General features: G+C 57.6%; 16 protein-coding genes and 2 pseudogenes. 14 read left to right on the forward strand and 4 right to left on the reverse strand.

The genetic code is table 11. The annotated features are described in order from the left end of the window. Positions 1 to 17: 17 nt before the first annotated feature. The gene (locus BLV81_RS17655; RefSeq protein ID WP_369823896.1) at positions 18 to 8,771 is read right to left on the reverse strand and encodes a glycoside hydrolase family 94 protein; all 8,754 of its coding nucleotides are present in this window, start codon (positions 8,769 to 8,771) and stop codon (positions 18 to 20) included. Positions 8,772 to 9,174: 403 nt separating this feature from the next. Between BLV81_RS17655 and BLV81_RS17660 the strand changes: the two genes are divergently transcribed. After that, positions 9,175 to 9,636, forward strand: coding sequence for an RcnB family protein (locus BLV81_RS17660; protein ID WP_092358674.1), 462 nt, complete (start codon positions 9,175 to 9,177; stop codon positions 9,634 to 9,636). 243 nt (positions 9,637 to 9,879) lie between these two features. Here the strand turns inward: BLV81_RS17660 and BLV81_RS17665 are convergent. Then, positions 9,880 to 10,056, reverse strand: a pseudogene (locus BLV81_RS17665) (divalent metal cation transporter); the annotation flags it as partial. A gap of 486 nt (positions 10,057 to 10,542) precedes the next feature. Between BLV81_RS17665 and BLV81_RS17670 the strand changes: the two are divergent. Together BLV81_RS17670 and BLV81_RS17675 are read left to right on the forward strand one after the other, a co-directional pair. Then, positions 10,543 to 10,745: pseudogene (locus BLV81_RS17670) on the forward strand (ferritin-like domain-containing protein); the annotation flags it as partial. Between the two features lie 87 nt (positions 10,746 to 10,832). Further along, positions 10,833 to 11,120, forward strand: coding sequence for an ElaB/YgaM/YqjD family protein (locus tag BLV81_RS17675; RefSeq protein WP_369823897.1), 288 nt, complete (start codon positions 10,833 to 10,835; stop codon positions 11,118 to 11,120). Between the two features lie 106 nt (positions 11,121 to 11,226). Here BLV81_RS17675 and BLV81_RS17680 read toward each other — a convergent pair whose 3' ends face one another. Continuing rightward, on the reverse strand, positions 11,227 to 11,379 hold the full coding sequence (locus BLV81_RS17680; RefSeq protein WP_092358678.1) for a DUF3309 domain-containing protein: 153 nt from the start codon (positions 11,377 to 11,379) through the stop codon (positions 11,227 to 11,229). A 342-nt stretch (positions 11,380 to 11,721) separates the two neighbouring features. Here BLV81_RS17680 and BLV81_RS17685 point away from each other — a divergent pair, with 342 nt between their 5' ends. The 4 genes from BLV81_RS17685 to BLV81_RS17700 all read left to right on the forward strand — a co-directional run bounded on the left by BLV81_RS17685 (position 11,722) and on the right by BLV81_RS17700 (position 16,115). Then, a complete protein-coding gene (locus BLV81_RS17685) occupies positions 11,722 to 11,967 on the forward strand; it encodes a hypothetical protein (protein WP_092358680.1) in 246 nt (81 codons plus the stop codon). 80 nt (positions 11,968 to 12,047) lie between these two features. After that, positions 12,048 to 13,076 (forward strand): phosphogluconate dehydrogenase (NAD(+)-dependent, decarboxylating), encoded by a 1,029-nt coding sequence (gene gnd, locus BLV81_RS17690; protein ID WP_092358682.1) that lies wholly within the window; start codon positions 12,048 to 12,050, stop codon positions 13,074 to 13,076. A gap of 58 nt (positions 13,077 to 13,134) precedes the next feature. Further along, positions 13,135 to 14,808 (forward strand): phosphoglucomutase (alpha-D-glucose-1,6-bisphosphate-dependent), encoded by a 1,674-nt coding sequence (pgm, locus tag BLV81_RS17695; RefSeq protein WP_092358684.1) that lies wholly within the window; start codon positions 13,135 to 13,137, stop codon positions 14,806 to 14,808. Further along, positions 14,805 to 16,115, forward strand: coding sequence for a glucoamylase family protein (locus BLV81_RS17700; RefSeq protein WP_092358686.1), 1,311 nt, complete (start codon positions 14,805 to 14,807; stop codon positions 16,113 to 16,115). Before pgm ends, BLV81_RS17700 begins: the two co-directional genes overlap by 4 nt. Before the next feature lie 410 nt (positions 16,116 to 16,525). Here the strand turns inward: BLV81_RS17700 and BLV81_RS17705 are convergent, their stop codons facing one another. Next, positions 16,526 to 17,143: a glutathione binding-like protein gene (locus tag BLV81_RS17705; protein WP_092358688.1), complete on the reverse strand. Its 618-nt coding sequence runs from the start codon at positions 17,141 to 17,143 to the stop codon at positions 16,526 to 16,528. A 75-nt stretch (positions 17,144 to 17,218) separates the two neighbouring features. On the opposite strand from BLV81_RS17705, the gene BLV81_RS17710 reads away from it, so the two are divergent. The 7 genes from BLV81_RS17710 to BLV81_RS17740 all read left to right on the forward strand — a co-directional run bounded on the left by BLV81_RS17710 (position 17,219) and on the right by BLV81_RS17740 (position 23,070). Beyond that, positions 17,219 to 17,851, forward strand: a complete 633-nt coding sequence (locus BLV81_RS17710; protein WP_092358689.1) for a TetR/AcrR family transcriptional regulator — start codon at positions 17,219 to 17,221, stop codon at positions 17,849 to 17,851. Positions 17,852 to 19,032: 1,181 nt separating this feature from the next. Continuing rightward, the gene (locus BLV81_RS23955; protein ID WP_176992881.1) at positions 19,033 to 19,179 is read left to right on the forward strand and encodes a hypothetical protein; all 147 of its coding nucleotides are present in this window, start codon (positions 19,033 to 19,035) and stop codon (positions 19,177 to 19,179) included. 84 nt (positions 19,180 to 19,263) lie between these two features. Further along, on the forward strand, positions 19,264 to 19,848 hold the full coding sequence (locus BLV81_RS17720) for an A24 family peptidase (RefSeq protein WP_092358692.1): 585 nt from the start codon (positions 19,264 to 19,266) through the stop codon (positions 19,846 to 19,848). Positions 19,849 to 19,885: 37 nt separating this feature from the next. After that, on the forward strand, positions 19,886 to 20,725 hold the full coding sequence (gene cpaB / locus BLV81_RS17725; RefSeq protein ID WP_092358694.1) for a Flp pilus assembly protein CpaB: 840 nt from the start codon (positions 19,886 to 19,888) through the stop codon (positions 20,723 to 20,725). A 71-nt stretch (positions 20,726 to 20,796) separates the two neighbouring features. Then, the gene (locus BLV81_RS17730; protein WP_092358817.1) at positions 20,797 to 22,401 is read left to right on the forward strand and encodes a type II and III secretion system protein family protein; all 1,605 of its coding nucleotides are present in this window, start codon (positions 20,797 to 20,799) and stop codon (positions 22,399 to 22,401) included. 11 nt (positions 22,402 to 22,412) lie between these two features. Next, on the forward strand, positions 22,413 to 22,700 hold the full coding sequence (locus tag BLV81_RS17735; protein WP_092358696.1) for a hypothetical protein: 288 nt from the start codon (positions 22,413 to 22,415) through the stop codon (positions 22,698 to 22,700). 163 nt (positions 22,701 to 22,863) lie between these two features. Next, complete coding sequence (locus BLV81_RS17740) at positions 22,864 to 23,070, forward strand: Flp family type IVb pilin (protein WP_092358698.1); 207 nt, start codon at positions 22,864 to 22,866, stop codon at positions 23,068 to 23,070. Positions 23,071 to 23,129 lie beyond the last annotated feature (59 nt).

A 23,129-nucleotide genomic window follows, 5' to 3' on the forward strand; every position in this document is an offset into this window, starting at 1 on the left:
GGTGCAATGCGTCGCGCTCAGTTTTTTTTCGCATCTGGCTGCGCGGATAGCACTATTTCAACCGCATGCTCGCGCTTGTCATCCTGCAAGGCGATCACCGCGTCCATTTGCATGACACCGTCCACGGTGACCTGAGCGCCCGCACCGCCGGCCGCGGTTTGCGTCACCACAATCCGGTACATGGTGTCGCGGTAGCGGTAATTCATGCGATAGGTATGCCAGTCATGCGGCAGGCATGGCGTGACATGCAGTTTGTCTCCTTCCAGTTTCAGGCCCAGCAGCGACTCGACGATCAGGCGATACATCCATCCTGCTGATCCGGTATACCAGGTCCAGCCGCCACGGCCGACATGCGGCGCTCTGGCATAGACGTCAGCGGCGACAACATAAGGCTCGACCTTGTAAGTGGCGATTTTTCTGGCGCTCTTGCCATGGTTGAGCGGATTGATCAGCCTCATCAACTCCCAGGCGCGCCAATGATTGCCCAGTTTGGCAAACGCCATCACGGTCCAGATCGCTGCATGGGTATACTGCCCGCCATTCTCACGCACACCGGGAACATAGCCGCGTATATAACCGGGATCCTGGTCGGATTTGTCGAACGGCGGGTCCAGCAACTGGATAATGGCTTCAGTGCGCCGCACCAGCCGTTTGTCGACAGCCTGCATCGCCGTCCGTACGCGTTGCGGATCGCCGGCGCCGGACAATACCGCCCAGCTTTGCGAAATCGAATCGATCTGGCATTCGACATTCTGAGCAGAGCCGAGCGCAGTCCCGTTGTCGAAATAGGCGCGGCGGTACCAGCCGCCGTCCCAGCCGTTTTTCTCAATATTTTTTTGCAGTTGCTTTGCTTCGGAACGACAGCGCTCGGCAAAAGCCGGGTCCTGATGAATCTCGGCCATTTCAGCGAAGCCGATCAGCACGTCATACAGGAAGAAACTGAGCCAGACGCTTTCGCCCCTGCCTTTGTCGCCCACCTTGTCCATGCCGTCGTTCCAGTCGCATGATCCCATCAGGGACAGGCCGTGTATGCCAAACTTCAAGCCTCTCTCGATGGCGCGCACGCAATGCTCATAGAGTGTCCCCGCCTGGCTTGAATGGCTAGGCAGGTCGTAGTAAGAGTCTTCATCCTGGTTGAGCGCGCGCCCTTCCAGGAAGGGTGCGCTCTCGTCCAGCACGCTGCTATCGCCGGTACTGCTGACGTAACGATGGAGCGCCAGCGGCAGCCACAGGTAGTCGTCGGAACAATGGGTGCGCACGCCTCGGTCGTTGGGCGGATGCCACCAATGCTGGACATCGCCTTCGATGAATTGATGGGCGGCACACAGCAGCAGTTGGGCGCGCAACAGCTGCGGCTGGTTGTGTACCAGGGCCATGGCATCCTGCAGCTGGTCACGGAAGCCGAAGGCGCCGCCGGACTGGTAGTAGCCGCTGCGCGCCCACAGGCGGCAAGCGATGACCTGGTACATCAGCCAGCCGTTGGCGAGCAGATTGAGTTCCTGGTCAGGCGTCTCGACCTGGACTGCGCCCAGCGTCCGCTTCCAGAACGCATGTACGGCTTGCAAGGCTTCCTGCGCTGCAGCCGCGCCACGGTAGCGCTGCACCAGGTTGCTGACATTAGTCTGGCGGGTATCGGCCATGCCGAGGATGAACACGATGTCGCGTTGCTGGCCCTGGTTGAGTTCGAATTGCATCTGCATTGCGGCGCAAGGGTCGAGGCCGGCGCCGATCTTGCCGGACAGGCGTACACGCTCCATCGCCGCGGGTTTTTGCAAGGAACCGTTGCGGCCGATGAATTCGTTACGGTCGCCGCTGATGCTGCGGGCGCCGGCGTCGACATCGAAGAACGCGGTGCGATCGGTGAATTCGGTGTTGTAGGGATTGCGCGCGAACAGCGCGCCGGTAGCCGGATCGGTTTCAGTGACGATATGCATGGCGGATTTAGGGCGCAGATCGCCGAGCACCCATTCGACATAGCCGGTAGCCGACAATTTGCGCACTGTGTCGGATTCGTTGCGCACCCGCAGTACCGAATATTTAACCGATGCATCCAGCGCGACATACACGGTCAACTCGGACACAATGCCGTCTTCTACATGCTCGAACACGCTGTAGCCGAAGCCGTGCCGCGTCACATAATCGCCCTTACCGCGGCGCGGCAGCGGAGTAGGGGACCAGTAGTGTCCGCTCTCTTCATCGCGCAGATAGAATACTTCGCCGCCGATGTCGCTGACGGGATCGTTAGCCCAAGGCGTCAGGCGGAACTCATGGGCGTTTTCACCCCAGGTGTAAGCTTGCCCGCTTTCCGAAATGACGCTGCCGAATTGCGGGTTGGCGATGACGTTCACCCACGGCGCCGGCGTGACCTGGGCGCTGGAGGTGGTGATCACATATTCGCGCCCATCCGAGGTGAAGCCGCCCAGGCCGTTTTCCATCAGCAGATCCCTGCTGGGTACTTCAATCTCCTGTGCGATGGCAAACGGCGCCTGTCTCAATGCCGGCGTCAGGCGCGGCACGCGGACTTCCATCAGGTCGCGCCGGTTGATTTGTTCTGCCAGCGTGCCGCGGTCGTCGCTCAAGATCACCCTTGCCACCGACTGGAACAGAATCCGGTCTTCCTCGGAGACCTGATCGATCAATCGTACGAATATGCCGCCGGGGCGGTCGATTTCATGAGCCCCGGTCACCGAAGAAATCAGTCCCAGGATCTGTTCTTGCAGCAATTGCCGATAGCCTGCATGGTCTTCGTTCCAGATGACCAGGTCGATCACCAGCCCTTTCGAGCGCCAATACGCATGCGCTTGCACCAGCTGGCGCACCAGCTCGATGTTTTCCTGGCTCTTGAGCCGCACCAGCACGATCGGCAAATCGCCGGAGATGGCGTAACCCCACAAACCGGATTGGCCGCGATGATTGCGGATCAGGATGCTGGCGTCGGCGCGCAGCAGCGGATTGACGTAAATCACTGAATTGGCCAGCCGACCATATAGCTGCGCATCGGCTTCGCTGGCGTTGAGCTGGCGCAGCACCACCTGGCTATGCGGCCAGGATAGTTCGACCACGCGGTCTGCCAGATGCCGGTCCTGGTATTTCTCGATCAAGCCAAGACAGGCATTACGCGAATCGCCGATGCCGGTCACCATATCGATGGTAGCCGTCTGCTCTGCTTCAAGCGTGATTTGATAACGGATGGCGACGATAGGATCGAGCACCGGGCCGGCGTTGCCAGCCAACGGTCCGGGATCGCGCATCGCTTGCGGTGCGGCGACGGTATTGCCGCGGCCAATAAACTGCATGCGGTCGGTTTCATACGATACCGTGCCGGTATCGGCGCCATGCAGCGCCATCAGATGGAACATCCACGGCATTTTTTCATTCATCGAGCGCGGGCGGCGAGTGCACAGGATGGCACGTTGCGCAGCGACGATTTCAGTCTGGACAAAAAGATTGCTGAATGCCGGGTGGGTGGCATCGGCCGCGGCCGGCGCCAGTACTATCTCGGCGTAGCTGGTGATGTCTATGGTGCGCAGCGTGCGTGAGCGATTGATGATGCGGGTGCGGCGCAATTCGATGTCGTCTTCCTGCGACACCACGATTTCGGTATGCATGTCGAAATTATTGTCGCGCCGCCGGAACTCGGCGCGGCCTTCGGAGAAGATCACTTCATAGCTATCCGGCGGCGCCAGCGTGGGCTGGAACGCCGTCGACCAGAAGTGACCCGGTTCGCCGGCGTTCAATTCACGTACATAACAGAAAGTGCCCCAGTTATCGCGCGTGCTGTCTTCTTGCCAGCGGCTGACCGCAAGGTCATTCCAGCGGCTGCGGCTGCCGCCGGCGCTGGTGATCATCACGTGATAACGGCCGTTGGACAAAAGCTGCACTTCCGGAGTACGTGGATCGGGGCGTTGCAACACGCGCATTTGCATACCCTGGTCGACCGCCGCAGTGCGGATGTCGGCCAGTTCCGTGGTGTTCGAATAAGTTGCACTGGCTTTCGGTACGCGCTCGTGCAGCAGCGACATGGTGGCCTGGAACAAGGGGTCGGATTCGAAACGCTTTTGCATGGGAGCGTCGAGCAGGAAATAGGCCAGCGACAAAAATCCCATGCCCTGGTGATGCGCCATAAAAGAACGGATTACCGCGTTGGACTGTCCGCGCGGAACGCGCGAAGGCGTGTAGTCGATCGCTTCGAAGAAGCCGTACTCGCCTTCGAAGCCTTCAGCCGACAATTGCTGCAGGTTGCTGCATGCTTCTTCCGGCGCCACCATCAGCGCCATCATCGAAGCATAAGGAGCGATCACCAGATCGTCGCCGAGGCCGCGCTTGAAGCCAAGGCCAGGCACGCCGAATGCGCGATACTGGTAATTAAGGCTGGCATCGAAAATGTGATAACCCGATTCCGAAATGCCCCACGGCACGCCACGCTGCATGCCATATTCGATGTGCCGTTTTACCGCGGACCGGTAAGTCTGGGCCAGCAGGGTATTTTCAAAATTCGGCATCACCAGCAGCGGCATCAGATATTCGAACATCGAGCCGCTCCACGACAACAGGATCGGTTCGCCGCCGGCGACGGTGAGCTGGCGTCCCAGCGCAAACCAGCTTTCCTGCGGGATCTGGCCTTGAGCGATGGCGACGAAGGTGGCGAGCCTGGCTTCGGAGGCTAACAGATCGTAGAAACTGACATCGCGCCGGCGGTCGCTGACGTTGTAGCCGATGGCCAGCAGATGGGTGGCCGGATCGTACAGAAAGCCGTACTGCATGTGGGAAAAGTCTGCGGCTTGCGTCACCAGCTGTTGGATCAGCAGCATGCGCTCGGCGGCATGGCGGCTGCCTTTGGCCACCAGTTGGCTGAGGCTGGATTGCGCTACGGTTCGGTGCACGCCATTGTCCGCGGCTAGCTTCGCTTCAAGCAGCGGCGCCAGATCGGCATGGGTCCGCGCCAGTTGCCGCAAGCTTGGAATCTGGTCCAGCTGCGGGAAATCATCTACCCAGTCCGTCGGCGCCAGCATAGGTATCCATGGCGTCAGGATGTCCAGTTCATTCAGGGCTTCGCGACACTGGCTGGCCAAGGCGCGCGCCCAGACATTAAGCTGGGTGTCGGGCACGGTGTCGAGGCCGGCAACGAAACCTGCCGCACAGTGATCCAGGCTTTGCAGGCAGTCGTGTACTACCATCAGCGTGGCTGGCGCGGATTGGCAGGCGGCTTCCAGGTCTTTTTCGAACTGGATCAGTTTAGCCAACGGTCCGCCGCCGGCCGTATCGCGCAGGATTTCATACGTGTCGCGGATGCCGGAAAATATCCTGGCGCCGATTATCGGCGTATCGAGCAAGCCGCTCAGGCCGGGCCGCAGGGTCATCAGATGGCCGGCAAGATTGCCGCTATCCACCGTTGACACATAGATCGGGTGCAGCGGCTTCAGGTATTGCGTGTCGTACCAGTTGTAGAAATGCCCCTGGTAGCGTTCCAGGGAAGCCATGGTCTGGAAGGTGTTCTGGGTTCTTTCCAGCAACTGCCCGGACGGGATGTAGCCGAAATCATAGGCGCTCAGGTTGGCCAGCAAGGACAGGCCGATGTTGGTGGGCGAGGTGCGGCGGGCGACCACCGCCACCGGGTGCTCTTGTACGTTGTCGAGCGGCAGCCAGTTATCTTCGGGACCGACATAGGTTTCGAAAAACAGCCACATCCTGCGCGCCAGCGATTTCAGGAAGCGTGTCTGTTCCTGGGACAGCTGCGCCACGCGGCGCGCAATCGGCTGGCTGATCCAATACGCGATCACGGGTGATAGCCACCACAGCAGCAAAATCGGCGCAGCCGCTTGCAGTGCGTGTGGATTCCTGACGGCCAGACAGGCCGCTGCGGCGAGGGCGGTCAGCGGCGCGATCCACATCGATCTACAGTAGGACAGCAAACCGTCCCTGGCCTGGCGATTGGCCGCGCTGGATGGCTTCCATTCCAGTAATTTCTTATGCGAAACCATTATCCGCCACTGCGTACGGATAATGGCGTCGAGATTCATCGCGGCCTCATACGGCAGGAAAATCAAGGTCAAGGCAGCATGGCTGAAATGCTGTAGAGTTGCGCGCAGCGATGCGGGAAAATGTTGGCGAAACAGCACGTCATTCGGTTTCCTGAGCAAACCCAAGGTGCTGGCGCAGATGGATGGGATCAGCAAGATGCCGAGCGCGGCGCAGGTCCAGAACCAGGCCGAAGCCAAACCGATCCAGCCGACCAGCAACAAGGCCGTGAGCGCGAACGGGACCGCGCTGCGCCGCAGGTTGTCGAACAGCTTCCAGCGCGACAAGGCCGAAAGCGGATTGCGGTGATGGCCGATCTTGCCGCTTGCCGCGTCGCGCACACCCGGCACCCGCGGCAGCAGCCAGGAAGCTATCTGCCAGTCGCCGCGTATCCAGCGATGGCGGCGGCTGACGTCGGCGCTGTAGCGAGAGGGATATTGTTCATACAGCTGGACATCGCTGAGCAAACCGGCGCGTGCATAACAGCCTTCCAGCAGATCATGGCTGAGTACGCGGTTTTCCGGCATGCGATCCTTCAATGTCTGTTCAAAGGCGTCGACATCGTAGATGCCTTTGCCGACGAAAGAACCTTCGCCAAAGAGATCCTGATAGACATCCGATACGGTGCGGGTGTAAGGGTCGATGCCGGTTTCGCCGCCGCACAATAGTTCGTAGCGCGAGGCGCCGGCGCTGGGCAGGCTGACCGCCACGCGCGGCTGCAGGATGCCGTAGCCTTCGACCACGCGCTGGCGGCTGGCGTCATAATGCGCACGGTTCAGCGGATGGGCCATGGTGGCCACAAATTTTCTGGCGGCGTCGCGCGGCATTTCGGTATCGGTATCGAGCGTGATCACGTACCTGATATTCCGTAAGCCTTCCGTATTGCCGACGATGAGCGAAAAGCTTTGTTCCGCGCCGCCGCGCAAGAACGCGTTGAGATCAGCCAGTTTGCCGCGCTTGCGCTCGTAACCCATCCAGGTTCTTTCTTGCGGATTCCAGCGCCGCGGACGATGCAGCAGGAGGAAATTGCTGTCCTGATCCTGATGGTATTTTTTGTTCAGGTCCTGAATATTGTGTTCGGCATGCTGTAACAGGCCGTCGTCTTCCGGCATCGCTTCGGTCTCTGCGTCGGCGAAATCGGTCAACAGGCAAAACCGCAGATTGGCGTCGCGATTGGCCAGGTAGTGCACTTCAAGGGCTTCGCTCAGGTCATCGATATTCTGCTTGGTGAACAGTATCGTAGGCACTACCACCAGCGTGCGCGATTCAGTTGGAATGCCGTTCGAAAAATCCATGCGCGGCAGCGGGTGCGGTATGGCGATCAAGGTGATCAGCCAGTTGACCATGGCGTGCGCAAGCTGGCTGCTGGCCACCAACGCAAGCGCCGCAACCAATGCCAGCAGCCAGCCGTCGGCGCCGTCGGCATAGGCTTTGGCGACGATGCCGCCGGCGACGACCACCGTGATCAACAGCATGCTGGCCAGATAGGCGGACAGGGGCGCGGCTTTGCCAGCGCGCCGCAGTACTTCCAGCAACGGCAGCTTGGCCGCTGCTGCCTGTTCCAGCTGCGTCAGACCCTTGCCGATCAGATAATAGCCGACATGCGCGTTGCGCTGGCCGGCGCCTGTCGCCTGGGCGGCGGCAAGGCGCACCGCATGTCCGGCAATGTCGAATTCCGACCGCGGGCTATACCTGGCAATTTTTTCGATGACATGCCGATAGTGATCGCGCGTGGAAAAATCCATGCGGGCATAAATGTCGCCCGGATCCTTGCGCAAGACATGGTCGACCACACTCATGGTTTCGACAAATTCGCGCCAATCCATGGCGCTCAGGAAACGCAGGCTGCCGATACTGTTGCTGATCGATACCTGATCGGCGGCTTGGTGCTGTGTTTCAGATTGAACCAGCAGCTCGATGGTCTGGCCGGATTCCGCCAGGCGTTGCGACAGCCAGGTCAAGGGCAGCGTCAATGCCGGGCTTTGTCCTTGCAGCCGGCGTACCAGCTCGGCCACGAACGCGCTATCCAGCGGCGGATTGGAGCGCGCCATGTCGGCCACCAGCAGGATCAGGTTGCCTGGGTCGTTTTCAGCGCTTTCCGCCATGGCGTCGGCCCAGGATTCGGCCAGATTGCGGTTGAGGCGCGTGTTGGCCAGATGGGCAGCGACGCGCCGCAGGTTTTCGATCAGCGCCAGGCGCAGCATGATAGGAATCGCCCACAGCTCCCCCAGTTTCAGGGGCGTAACTTGCTGGTAGGCGGCGACGAAGCGGCTCAGGCTTTCAGGGTCGACCCTGCCGTCACCGTGCGAAATGGTTTCCAGCGCAATGTCGTAGACGCGTGGCCGGCCGGCCGAGTTGCCGCGCAGCAGGCGTGGCAGTTCCTTGCTGTAGTTTTTTGGCAGGTGCCGTTTGGCGGTACGGATCTGTTCTTCAATCAGATAAAAATTATCGAGCAGCCATTCGGCAGCAGGGGTGACCTGGCGGCTAGCCTTGATTGCTTCGGTCAGCTGGTTACAGGCATCGATGATGACATTTTCATTGTCGGCCAGACGTGACAGCAGCTGGTCGCGCCCGCGTTCGCTGCTGAGTTTGTGGGCATTGGCCAGGATACGGCCGTGTTGTTCCATCTGCAAGGCGCTGAACAGTTCCGCGCGCAGCGGTAATTCATCCTCTGCCTGTCCGTTGCGCATACCGCCGGGCAGCAATGCGTTCTTGATGCCGAGAAAACTGTCGTAGAGAGATCTGGTTTTCAATTCTGACGTTTCCATTTGTGCAATGAAACTGAGGAATATCGGATCGCAGAACGTAGACATGACTGTCAGAGATCTGATTCTGGCCCTGCACAATATCGCTTCAGGTAACAGCACGAGATCACTGTCAAGAGGAGCGTTCGACAGGGGGCGGTAGCGAGGCGGCCGTAGGGCAGACTGGTGCTCTGCGGACCTTCCTATGCTGCACAGCTTAGCAGTTTCTGGGAGCAAGCTCAGAATATCGATCAGAGTTCGTCCTGGTCGGCTCACAGGTGCTAGGTGCGCTGGCGTACAGAGTGTTCAGTTTAGTAAGCCTATCTTGTTAACAGGCCTGCCGGGACAGATGCGAGGCCCGCGCTCGAGTGCACGCGACGAATATGATACTTTCCATCAAATGGAGCCTAATATGGACATCAAACCAATTGTTTGCGCTGTCATGGCGATAACTTTGGCCGCTGGCGGATCTGCCGGTGCGCAAAATTATGGCGATCGTAATGACCACCAGCAACGTGCCGGTCAAGGCGACAACCGCGACAACCGCGACGATCGTGACAATCGGGGCCGGCAGCAGGAGCATCGCGATAATCGCGACAATCAGGGCCGGCAGCAGGATCGTCGCGACAACAGGGACTACGGGCAGGCTAACCGCGATCGACAGGGTGAGCGCGGCGCCGGACCCAACCATGAGTTTTACCGTGGCCAGCGTCTGCCGCCCGAATATCGCGACCGGCAATATGTGGTTGACGACTGGCGCGGCCATCACCTGAGAGCCCCGCCGCGCGGTTATCGCTGGGTGCAAGTCGGTGGCGACTATGTGTTGGTGGCGATTTCCAACGGCATCATCCTGCAGCTTTTCCTGGGTGATTGACAAAGCCGTGTTTGTCGTCTTGTCGCTGACGGCTTGAAACAGAAAGCTCTCCTGAGTGGTCGTACAGGAGGGCTTTTTTCACATGGGAAGTATGCTTGAGAGTCTTGTTTCAGACGCTTGCTTGACAAGGCGGCCTGAAAATCCGGCTTATTTTCCTAGCGTAAAAATCATCGCCAACAGCGCGACAGCCATGACTCCGGTGCAGAGCCAGCCTAATCTTTTCAGTCTGACGGTGATCACGAATTGGATGCCAACCATCAGCGGATAGGTAAGAAACAACGCCCACAGCAGATTGAAAGCAAACTGCGCACCTGCCTGGGAATAGGTGGCAATGCCGCTGGGGTCTTCATCTGCAGCGCCGGTAATCAGGCCCGGTCCGAGTTTTTTCAACCAGGAATCTTTTGAATTGGGATTTGTCATTTTGTGAGCTGCTTGCCAGAAAGTCAGTCTTATTATTCGTTTGAGTTTAGCCGCATTGTTTTTTACATAATGCGCTACAGCAGGAATATCACGTTTTCATGCTATTGCTCAAAAGAAGCCTATAAAAGAAATCTATTATTGAACGCTATCCTGGTCCGTAGCTTAGCGAAGCATGAATATGGAAACTTGCCGATATGTTCGGCGCTAATACCGGCGTTATGTGCGTCAGCGTACCGATCTGTCACAATGTACGACGTACATTGGACGCATTGCTTCAGCACAGAAATGCCGTTGATGTCGCGCGTCGGAATCCTTGAGTGGTCTGTCTGAATGGCGGGATTCGATCCTGACGCTCTGCCATTTCCTCGTTCTTATGGAGAGAGACCATGCACGCATCGAAAAAAACACTTCAAGCACCTTCCTCCGAAATCGATACCGCCGCCATTCGCGCGGCCGCCAAAAATTTGGACGATGGCGCAGTAACAGCGGGTTAATGCGGAATACAATGACGCCGGTGACATCAAGGTGATGATCAAAGCCAATCTGATTGCTGAACGTGTCGCCATCGAAGCCTATCGCCAGATGATTGAACGCATTGGCGACAGCGATCCAACCACGCGTCATATGCTGGTTGGCATCATGGCCAAGGAAGAAGAACACGCGACGATATGCGTGATCTGCTGGCTTGAATGCCGCGCGTTCTTTTGTCGGACAGCACTAGCGCGTCGGTCGCGCTTCACTCGCATCTTGAGGAGAATATCTTGTTGGAATCAAATTTGAAGGCCGTCAACGATGACGTGAAAAAATTGATCAATGATGCGCAAGCCTTATTTTTGGCAGCTGCGGATTTGACCGGTGACAAGGCAGAAGAAATGCGAAATCGTGGCATGCGGCTGCTCGACAGGGCAGTACTCGCGGCCCAGGGTGCGCAAGCGGACGTGATTGTCGCTGGCAGGGAAATGGCGGAGTCCGCAGAAAGCTATGTAAGAGAGAATCCATGGCGTGCACTGGCTACAGCTGCCGGTGTGGGATTCTTGGCCGGCGTGATCCTGTCCAAGAAATAGCGCTATCGCTGCGCGCAGCGATGGCGCGTTGTTTGAGGCGATTATCCCGCCTCTCGGGGAACTGCGTGGCGCAAATCTCGCCACGCTTTTTATTGCCGACGTGGGCTTACAGTCGCCCGGTCAGCAACATGACGATCAGGATGACAACGATCAGTCCGGTGATACCGCTGGGGCCGTAACCCCAGTTGCGGCTGTGTGGCCAGCTCGGTAAAGCGCCGATGACGATGAGAATCAAGAGAATGAGTAAGATGGTGCCCATGCTTGGCCCCTAGAAAGGTTGAAAGACTGGTTAGCAAGCAAAAGCGCGTAGCTTGCGACGGGAACTTAATGCTGTGATTGTTGTGATTGCAGTGATTTTTCCCAGCTAAGTATGGAACCAAGATAATCAGCAAAGATCACAAGGTCTGTACGCTGACGTACAAAGCCAGATCGCCTGCTGGGCGATCGCTGACCTGAATTTTCTGTAGATGTTTACCGTAGTAGTATTGATCAAAACATGGTCTTATCGGAAGTGCGGCGTTTATTGTGACAGAATACAAAATCCGACAGATGCCGGTCGACCGATTAGACCCTGCGATTTGCACACCGCCTGGAGACTGCAATGCGTACCGAAACAATTGGCGACTATGAAATTGAGTATTCCGGAATCCAGTTGCCTGACAGCGAAAACTGGGTCGCCAATCTGGCCATTTATGCGCCATCCACCAATCCCATGCATAGAAACGATATTTTCCCGTCGCAACGGGTTGCGGTTGATACCGTCTTTTCCAGCGAACAGGAAGCGGAGGCGGAGGCCCGTACCTTTGCCCTTTCGATGATAGAAAAAGGAAGAAAGGCAGGGACGTGAAAGCGGCGTAAACGTCACGCACAAACGTCGCTAATTCCGGAAACTTCCAAAGTAAAGATTATTCGGCGAGGAGATGAACAATGCAGTTGGGGATGATTGGGCTTGGGCGCATGGGCGCCAACATGGTGAGGCGCCTGACCGCGGGCGACCATCAATGCGTGATATACGACTTGCACCCGGACGCAGTCCAGGCCTTGGTGCATCCAGGTGCGACAGGAGCGTCTTCGCTGCAAGACCTGGTGAATAAACTGAGCAAGCCGCGCGTGGTGTGGCTGATGTTGCCGGCGGCCGTAGTCGACGAAAACCTGGCGTTGCTGACACCCTTGCTGGATGCTGGCGACATCGTGATTGACGGCGGCAATTCTTATTACCACGATGACATTCGCCGCGGCGTCGAATTGAAGGCAAAGCACATCCACTACGTTGACGTCGGCACCAGCGGCGGCGTCGCCGGTTTCGATCGCGGGTATTGCCTGATGATAGGCGGTGCTAAGGAAGCAGTGCAGCATCTTGCGCCGATTTTTGCCACGCTGGCGCCGGGAATCGATGCGGCAGGTGCAACGCCAGGCCGCAAGAAATCAGGCAGCAGCGCCGAGCAGGGTTATCTGCATTGCGGTCCGCAAGGGGCAGGGCATTTCGTCAAAATGGTGCATAACGGCATCGAGTACGGCATCATGGGCGCCTATGCCGAGGGCTTGAACATTCTGCGCAACGCCGATATCGGCAAGCGCAGCCACGACAGGGATGCGGAAACAACACCGCTGCGCAATCCGGAACACTATCAATATGAGTTGGATCTGCCCGAGATCACCGAACTTTGGCGGCGCGGCAGCGTGATCGGCTCGTGGCTGCTGGATCTCACCGCTGGGGCGTTGCTGAACGATCCGAAGCTGGAACAGTACGCCGGCCGCGTATCGGATTCGGGCGAAGGGCGCTGGACGATCAACGCCGCCATCGACGAAGCGGTGCCGGTACCGATTTTGAGCGCCGCTCTTTTCACACGTTTCAGTTCCCGCGGCGAAGGCGATTTTGCCGATAAGGTCCTGTCGGCGATGCGGCAAGGATTCGGCGGCCACATCGAAAAGCCGGTTAAACCACAGGAAGATTGATGACGGCAGTGCAGGAAAACATCAAAAATATTCCTTGCCGCCGTACGGGAAAAGGATGATGAACATAAGTCCCCTGGCCGGCAAACCGGCGCCATTGGCATTATTGGTCGATGTGCCCAAGCTGGTCGCAGCGTATTACGCGAATGTCCCGGATCCGGAAATTCCGGAGCAACGCGTCGTCTTCGGCACTTCGGGGCATCGCGGATCCTCCCTCGCGCATAGCTTTAACGAGGCGCATGTACTGGCCATCACGCAAGCCATTTGCGCCTGCCGCAGCAAACAGGGCGTCAACGGCCCGCTGTTCCTCGGCATCGATACCCATGCCCTGTCGGTTCCTGCTTGCGCCAGCGCGCTCGAGGTGTTGGCCGCCAACGGCGTGGATGTGATGCTGGCGGAAGGCGACGAATACACGCCGACACCGGCCATTTCACACGCCATTCTTCGATACAACAAGGGCCGCAGCAGCGGCCTTGCCGACGGTATCGTGATTACTCCTTCGCATAATCCACCGGAAGACGGCGGCTTCAAGTACAACCCGCCGAATGGCGGCGCCGCCGATACCGATGTCACTGGCCGGATCGAGGCGGCAGCCAATGCCTGTCTGAAAAATGCTCTCAAGGATGTCAAAAGAATGCCGCTGGAAAAGGCGCTGCGCCTTGCCACCACGCATCGCTACGACTATCTCAACACCTATGTGAACGAGCTCGGCCAGGTGATCGATATGGCGGCCATCCGCGCCGCCGGCATTCATCTCGGCGTCGATCCGCTGGGCGGCGCCGGCGCGCATTACTGGGAGCGGATAGGCGAACGCTACGGGTTGAACCTGAGCGTGGTCAGCGACGAAGTCGATCCGACTTTTCGCTTCATGACGGTGGACTGGGATGGCCGGATTCGCATGGACCCATCGTCGTCCTACGCCATGCAGCGCCTGCTTGGAATGAAGGATCGTTACGATATCGCCTTTGCCTGCGATACCGATCATGACCGCCACGGCATCGTCACAAAAAGCGCGGGGCTGCTGCCGGCTAACCATTATATGGCGGTTGCCGTCGACTATCTGTTCCGGCACCGCACCTTATGGTCGAAGGATGCCGGCGTCGGCAAGACGGTTGTCAGTAGCCAGATCATCGATCGCATCAGCGCCAGGCTGAATCGCAAGCTATATGAAGTGCCGGCCGGTTTCAAATGGTTTGCCGGCGGCTTGAGCGACGGTTCGCTCGGTTTTGGCGGCGAAGAGAGCGCCGGCGCCACATTCCTGCGGCTTGACGGCTCGGTCTGGACCACCGACAAGGATGGCCTGGCGCCAGCCTTGCTGGCGGCGGAGATCACGGCGCGCAGCGGCCGGGATCCGGGCGAGGTTTACCGCAAACTGGCGGCTGAGCTGGGGGATCCTGTCAGCACCAGGGTTGAGGCCCGCGCCACGCCGGCACAGAAAAAAATGCTGTCGGCATTATCGCCGCGGCAAGTGCAGTGCGATGATCTGGCGGGCGAAAAAATTCAACATATCCTTACCACGGCGCCGGGCAACCAGGCTTCCATAGGGGGATTGAAAGTGGTGACGGAAGGCGGCTGGTTTGCTGCGCGGCCGTCAGGCACGGAGGATATCTACAAGATCTACGCCGAAAGTTTTCACGGCGAGGATCATTTGCAGCGCATCGTGCAAGAGGCGCAGGCGATTGTCGACGCCGCTCTGGCTGGTAATTCACAATCTTTGGATGTAAGCAAAACATGAACCGCAAAGCGCTGACGACAACGGCCGAACTGGACATGTTGCAGCGCGAATCATTCAGCTATTTCATGCACGAGACCAATCTGGAAAACGGTCTGGTGATCGACAAGACGGCACTTGACTGGCCTGCCAGCATTGCCGCCGTGGGTCTGGCGCTGGCGGCGTATCCGGTGGCGATAGAACGCGGCTTCATCAAGCGTACGGAGGCAGTCAATCGGGTATTGAGGACTTTGCGATTTTTCTGGAACAGCTCGCAAGGAACGGACCCGGACGCCACCGGCTATCGTGGTTTCTACTATCATTTCCTGGATATGAAAACCGGCCGTCGGGCCTGGCAATGCGAACTGTCGACGATCGATACTACTTTTTTCGTGGCCGGAGCTTTGACGGCAGGCAGCTATTTCGACGACCCGCTTAGTGCTGACGAGGCAGAAATCCGCAGGCTGGCCGAAGCGCTCTATCTGCGTGTCGACTGGCCATGGGCGCAGAATGGCGGCGCGGCGGTATCTATGGGATGGAAGCCGGAATCCGGGTTTCTGCCTGACCGCTGGGACGGCTACGACGAGGCGCTGCTGTTGTACATCCTCGGACTGGGTTCGCCGTCGCATCCTTTGCCTGCCGATAGTTACTGCGATTGGACGTCGGCCTATCAGTGGCAGCGTAGCTACGGCTACGATTATTTCTATTCAGGGTCCATGTTCACGCATCAGCTGTCGCACATCTGGGTGGATTTTCGCGGCATACAGGACGATCCCATGCGCGGCAAAGGCATCGACTATTTCGAAAACAGCCGCCGCGCCACGCTGGTCCAACAGCAATATGCGATTGCCAATCCCGGTGGCTTCGCCGGTTATGGCGAGTATTGCTGGGGCATTACCGCCAGCGACGGCCCTGGCCCGGCGACGCTCAAGGTAAAAGGCGTCAAACGTGATTTCTTTGATTATGTGGCGCGCGGCGTACCGTACGGTCCTGACGACGGCACCATTGCGCCTTGGGTAGTGGTGGCTTCGCTCCCATTTGCGCCAGAAATCGTGTTGCCGACCATCGATTATTTTGTGCATCAGGTCGGCCTGAAAAGCGGCAACCCTTATGGTTTCAAGGCGACATTCAATCCGAGCTTTCCATGTAACTGCGCCAACCCTTACGGTTGGGTATCGCCCTGGCATTTCGGCATCGACCAGGGACCGATCATTCTGATGATCGAAAACTATCGCAACGAAATGTTATGGCGCCTGATGCGGAATTGCCCCTATATCAGAAACGGTTTGCAGCGTGCCGGTTTCTGCGGCGGCTGGTTAGGAACGCAATAGGGCCAAAGCACCGGTGAGAAGATCTGAGGATCGTCTGCGGTAATCCAACCCAACGCATGATCAAAGGACGATGGCATTCTTTGCGGCAGGTGTAATGTAACTGGCAGTGGTACAGGAATGTACGAATTTGAAGGGGGTGGTGCTGGTATGTTTCCCGACCGCCAGCCCCGGTAGTCCGATATTTACACTTACGTCTCCCGATGAAATTGTGTGTAACGCAATCTCGTCTTCAAAGCAGGCGTAGCGTACTTATCGCTAAGCTTAAACCGCCAGGTTTCGGAATCCGGGCAGGGAAGATGGGATAACTGTAGCCAACTGCCCGGCATTTATCTGTTCGCTAAGCCACATAGAAAAGTTTATTTTTTATGGGGCGACGGCAGGCTAAAACCAATCGGCCAAATTTGCCGGCTTCAGGATTTTGCGCGATACAAGGCGAGTTCTTCGGCCAGCGCCTTGGCTATGCTGGGGCGTTGCAGCTGCCGATCATAATAGGCTTTGAGCTGAGGCCATTGCGCCAGATCGATGCCGCAATACGGCGCCCAGTTAAGTACGGTGACCAGATAGGCGTCGGCAACGCTGAAGCGGTCGAGCAGAAATTCGTGCGCAATGAAATGTTCCTGCAGATGGCCGAGACGCAAGGCCGCGTGCTCGCGTGCGTAGATCTTTACCGGCTCGGATGCGTGCGGGTCGAGCAGCGGGACGAACAAGGCTTTGTGCAGTTCGGTGCTGATGAACCCTAGCCATTGTTGCATCTTGGCCCGTTGCAGCCGGTCCGACGGCGTCAGTTGCGCTTCAGGGAAAAGTTCGGCGACATAGGGCAGGATGGCGGTGTTTTCGCTCAACAGCGTGCCATCGCCGGTACGCAATACAGGCACTTGTCCGAGTGCGTTGATGGCGTAAAAATCGGCGCCGTCCTGTAACTGCTTTAGCTTCGTATCGACCTGGATATAGTCGACTTTCGCATCTGCCTCGTAGAAGGCAATCCGGGTTGCCATTGAGCAGGCAAGTGGGGAAAAGTACAGGTTCATCTGAAATCTCCTTTTGAGGGTATTTATTTTGTACTATAATGTACAAAAATACCTTGGTCAACATTTTTATACCGTATGGAACAAAAAGAAAACAAGCGCGCCCGCGGCCGGCCGCGCGCCTACGATCCTGAACAGGCCTTCAACAGCGCGCGCGATGTGTTCTGGCATGCCGGCTATGGCGGCAGTTCGCTGGACGACTTGAGCGTCGCCACCGGCATGAACCGGCCGAGCTTATACGCCGCGTTCGGCGACAAGCACGCGCTTTATTTGCAGACCTTGGATCGTTACGTCGAGACCAGCCGGCGCAGGATGGACCACGCCTTGGCCGCCGACCTGCCCTTGGCGCAAGCTTTGCGCCAGATCTACGACCTGGCGCTGGCGATGTATCTGCCGGCCGGCAGCGAGGCGCGCGGTTGTCTGCTGATCGGCACCGCGGCGACGCAAGCTGTGACGGATGCCGAAGTACGTGAGCGCCTGGGGAATGGCTTGCGCAGTTTTGACGATGCCTTTGAGATACGCTTGCGGCGGGCGCAAGAGCAGGGGGAACTCGATGCCGATGCTGAGCCGGCGCTGCTGGCGAAGCTGGCATCGGCTGTCTTGCATACCTTGGCGCTGCGCTCGCGTGCAGGCGATGCGCGTGCCTCGCTGGAGGCGACTGCCGACGCCGGGATCAAACTGATTTGCGGCAAGGCCACTAAAAGACGCTAGCTCTCACTTACGTTTCAACGTTGTCAGGGTACGTTACACCCGCATCAAAAACCACTTGCAATTTCATCCGTATTATCCCAATGCTGCATTCTGCTGCTCATGGGGCGGGCTGGGCTTAGGGCCTGTTAACATTCAATTTGGGAGTGCGAACGCGCGGCAGGCGTTGCGTGCCTAGGCGCAGCGACGCGACGTAGCGGTGCTACGGCAAGGAGTTGCAACAACGGCATGCGACGCCTGCAGCCGTTCCCGGAGGGTTCAAACCAGAACGTGCGCTGGCCGCGTTGCATGGCTTGCTGGGGCACCAGCCCCAGCCGCGCCACGCGCCTTGCCACCACACGTTCTGGTTTGAACGCATCTCCCAAATTGAATGTTAACAGGCCCTAGTGCAAACATCATCAATGACGACTGGCTATCCATCGCGCCGAGTTCGCCGACTACGTCTTCATTTTGTCGCACACCGTGGAAAACGCCATGGCATGAATTGCCGGCGCAAAAAGACGCGCATGTAGCGAGACTCTTGAATTGTCGTCTTGAGCTATCGATATGTGAGGAGATTCTAGCCGTCCAGTGCTATCTGCAAAGTGACGAGGCTATTGACGAATCTACTCACATATCGATAGCCATGTGGGCATCTGAAACAGATCTTAGCGAGACAATATGACAGGCGTTTGACATAGACGCATAAAATGCGGTCTTGCCGAGCGCCCGTTCCTGCCGCTGAGGGAGGCGTTACGGTTCAGTGATTTCAAACTTGTAGCCGACGCCTCCGCCGGGAGCCACTCATCAGGAGCGGAAATCAGCCATTCCAGACTGAGCGGAGAAATTGCCCGGAGCTGCAGACTCAGCTGCAATCGACCATTGCCAGTACCGAGCTACCCCGGCCAGCAGCCAGATTGAATGCACTGCTGCTGCCGCCATCGTTGAGATGAGTCAGCGCGCTTTCCAGTTGCCAGCCAGCATCGACACGCTTTGGATGGATTTGTCCTGCCCGTCCTAGTGGATTCCTCCTGCCTTTTCCCAATCAAAAAAAGGCGCTCGGTCCTATTCAAATAAGGACTCATCGTTCATACCCCCGTTTTTTCTCCCGCCTATACTCAATTCAACAACACGGCCATTGCCGCTAAGTCGAAATAAGTCGAAACAAGCCGAGTCGATCAAGAAAAATCATTCAGGAGAAACCTATGCGATTTTCCAAGGATCTGTCGCATATCGCCAGGTATTTCTTGAAGGAAGATACTGGCGTGTCGCTATTAGAGTTTGCGCTGGTAGGTGCGCTTATCGTCGTCGTTTGTTTGTTGATGGTGCTGGCGCTGGTCAAGGACGCATAAGAAATCGCATCGATTACAAGCTGCAACGATTTTCCGGGTAGATGTCTTATCACCGAACATTATCACTGAACACAGAGACTGATCATGCATGAATTTTACGCGCTACTTGAACTTCTCGGCATGCTGGTGACGGACCCACGCACATGCGTGCTGTTCATTCTGCTCATCATTGCCGCAGTAAGTGATTGCCGCAGCTACAAGATACCGAACTGGCTGACCGCGAGCGGCACGCTGTTCGGCCTGATCTACAACACGGCGGCGGCGGTCTCGCTGCCCGCGGGTTTGTTATGGGCCTTCGAGGGCATGCTGCTGGGCTTTTTCATGATGCTGCCGCTCTATGCAGTCAGTGCGATGGGGGCGGGGGACGTAAAGCTGATGGCGATGGTCGGTGCGTTCCTCGGTGTTCCATACATCGTTTTTGCAGTCATCGCTACTTTCATCGCAGGCGGCATCGTTGCATTGGGATTCGCTTGGTTTAACAAAGCGCTGGGGCGCATTTTAATCAACGTAAAAAATATCGTGCAAACCATGGTGTTCTCCGCAGCAGGAGGCAACAAGCCGGACGTCAGCATGGAAGCAAGCAAATCGGTAGGGAGAATGCCGTATGGCGTCAGTATTGGCATTGGCACCATTGGCTATGTGGTGGCGAATCAACTGGGTTATTTGTAGGTGGCACATTAAATTTTAAACCTGACGGGGACCGGATATGAAAAACATCAAAGCACTTGGATTGCTGCTACTGGCTGCGGTGATCGGTCTCGGAGCGGCGGTCTATGCTGCGGGATGGGTATCGCAGCAAGGGAGTATCGCATCCAACAAGGTCGTGGTAGCCGTGTCCGATATCGAACTCGGCAGCAAGATCAATCCACAAATGCTGTCGACCATTGACTGGCCTAGCGGGTCAGTACCTGCCGGTGCATTCAAGGAAATCAAGGATGTGCAGGATCGGGTGGTGCGAGTCGGCGTGCTGCGCGGTGAAGCCATTCTCGAAGGCAAGCTGGCGCCGATCGGTACGCAAGGAGGGCTTTCGGCTGTGATTGCAGAGGGCAAGCGAGCCATGACTGTGCGCGTCAATGACGTGGTCGGCGTAGCCGGATTCGCACTCCCCGGCAACTATGTCGACGTCGTGGTGAATGCCCAGCAGGACAAGAGCAAAGGCGAAGAAGGCAAGCAGATAAGCAAGACCGTACTGGAGCATGTACTGGTGCTGGCGGTAGCGCAGGAATCGGGCCGGGACGATACCAAGCCCAAGGTGGTCAGCGCAGTGACGCTGGAGTTGTCGCTGGGAGACGCGGAGAAACTTGATCTTGCTCGCAGCGTCGGCACATTGTCACTGGTGCTGCGCAACCAGGTGGATCAGCTGACGGTGGACACCGCAGGCATTACCAAGAACCAGTTATTTGGAGAGCAGGTAGAACCGGTGGCGTTGCCGACCAAGGTAGCGGCTGCCAAGCCCAGGATAGCGCACAGCAGGCCAGTGGTAGCGTCAGCCTCGGAATGCGTCGAGGTCATTCAGAATGGCAGCCGGGCACTTAACTGTTTTTAACTAAAACAATCTAGGGAGCAGTTCAAGTGAATAACAACCAAAAAAATGCGATCTTCTTCGCTGCGTTGACCATGACAGGCGGCGCGTTAGCGGCAACTGCACCTGTTGCCACTCACACTCCCGGCTCCTCAGGCCTGAAACCCTGCGGATCCGTAACGGTCGACCCTGTAACTTATGTCACTCTCGGCAAATCGAGCGTCATCAGGCTGGATACTCCGGCAGCGCGCATGCTGATCGGCGGGCAGTCGTCGAGCCGGGCGGGCAAGCCGCCTGCAACGAACGACAAGAACGCACCGGCAGCGCCGGGAAATGCGCCGCCAGCGCCGGCACAGGGAGCTTCGGATGGCGTGGCAGATGTGGAAATCACGCTGCTCAGTCCTACCGAACTGTTCTTCCTAGGGAAGAAGACCGGGTCCATGAATGTGGTCTTGCAGGGTTCGGATGGGCGCTGCGTCATCAAGGACATCATCGTTACCGTCGATCCGGGCAGCCTGCAAGCCAAGATCGCCGAATTGATGCCTGAAGAAACCGGAATTAAAGTGCGGGGAGCAGAAAACGCACTGGTGCTGACCGGCAAAGTCACTGATGCCGTCAAGCTGGACGAAGCGATGAACCTGGCCACCGCTTACGGCGACGGCAAGAAGGTGGTCAACATGCTGCGCATCATGACGCCGCAGCAGGTGATGCTGGAAGTGAAAATCGCCGAGGTCAGCAAGACGCTGCTCGATAAACTAGGTTCGAGTGTCAACCTGACCCGCGCCAGCAACGGCGGCAGCAATACTTTCTCCCTGCTGTCCAGTTTCTTGAGCAACGGCGGCGCCTTGCTGCAGGCGTTGAAGATCGGCAGGACCGCGGTAAATCTTGATGGACAGAAGGATGATGGCCTGGTGCGGGTGTTGGCTGAACCGAACATCATGGCTATCAGCGGTCAGCAAGCCAGTTTCCTGTCGGGCGGCAAGATCTTCATTCCGGTATCGCAAACCAACAACAATGGCATACCCACGATTACGTTGGAAGAAAAGGAATTCGGTATCGGTGTGAAGTTCATGCCCACCGTGCTGGACGGCACCCGTATCAACCTGAAGATGGTGTCGGAAGTGTCGGACCTGTCGCAGGTAGGCTCGCCGTTCACCACTGTCGGTGGCGTCACGGCTGTGCTGCCGTCGCTGACGGTACGTCGGGCCGACACCACGGTGCAGCTCAACGATGGACAAAGCTTCGCCATTGCCGGCCTGATCAAGAACAACGTCACTGAATCCATCAAGCGCTATCCCGGCTTGGGCGAGGTGCCGGTCCTGGGCGCGTTGTTCAGGAGTTCCGAGTTTCAGACCGACCAGACGGAACTGCTGTTCGTGATCACGCCGCACCTGGTGAAGCCGCTGGCAGAAGCGCCTACGCTGCCGACGGATAATCATGTTGTACCTAGTCGCGCTGGAGTTTATTTCAACGGCAGCCTGGAAGGCTCCGCTCCGGCGCCTGCCGCAGCACCGGCCCCGGCCGCTGCCGCAACACCGCTGCCAGCTCCTGCGGCGGCACCAGTTCCAACCGCTGTCGCAGCACCAGTTCCAACCGCTGCCGCAGCACCAGTTCCGGTCGCTGTCGCAGAAGCAGTACCAGTTCCAGCGGCAGAAGTGGAAGTTAGTTCTGTTGCCGCCGTCACCCCTGAAATCAAATAAAAGGAAAGTCCATGAACAAGCTCGCAATCGCACTGTTGCTCGTCCTGACGGCGGGCTGCTCAACGATGACCCCCCAGTACGACACCAAGTTCGGCGACGCCGTACGCGCGGCCAAACTCAAGATGACCATCAATCCTGACGCCGGCAAGAATCCCGATCAGGTGGCAGGCATGGATGGCAAGGCGGCCAGGGAGACCATGAATCTTTATCACGACAGTTTCAAGTCGCCGTCGCCGGTAGTCAACGTTATCAATATTGGTGGCAGCCTGAGTGGTAACGGCAGTAGCGGTAACCAGTAAGGTCCTGAGGACGGAACAATGATTTTATCGATGAAGGCAGCAGAATAAGCTGCCAGTGGGAAAGGCGGCATTCGTTTTTGCAAGTCAGTAGCAGAAATCAGTAGTGCCCAGGCAGTACCGGCGCAGTAGATTTTGATTAACAACTATCTTCAAGAGGAAAAAAATGAACACATTTTTCAATACGCTCAACCAATCCGTCCGTTCCTTTGCTAACGACGAAGATGGCGCTCAAGTTATCGAGTATGCGTTGATCATCGCTGTCGTGTCGATCGCGCTGGTTCTCGCATTGCAGGGGCTTACCAAGGGGGGCTACTTCGCAACATTTATTACCCGCGTAGCAAACTGCCTGACAACAGCGACATGCACCTGATATCAGCTTGCATCGACGGGGCGGCCGCATGGCCGCTCTCCCATCCAGTTAAAAAGGAG

The organism is Collimonas sp. OK242 (assembly GCF_900107095.1).
Lineage (GTDB): Bacteria > Pseudomonadota > Gammaproteobacteria > Burkholderiales > Burkholderiaceae_D > Collimonas.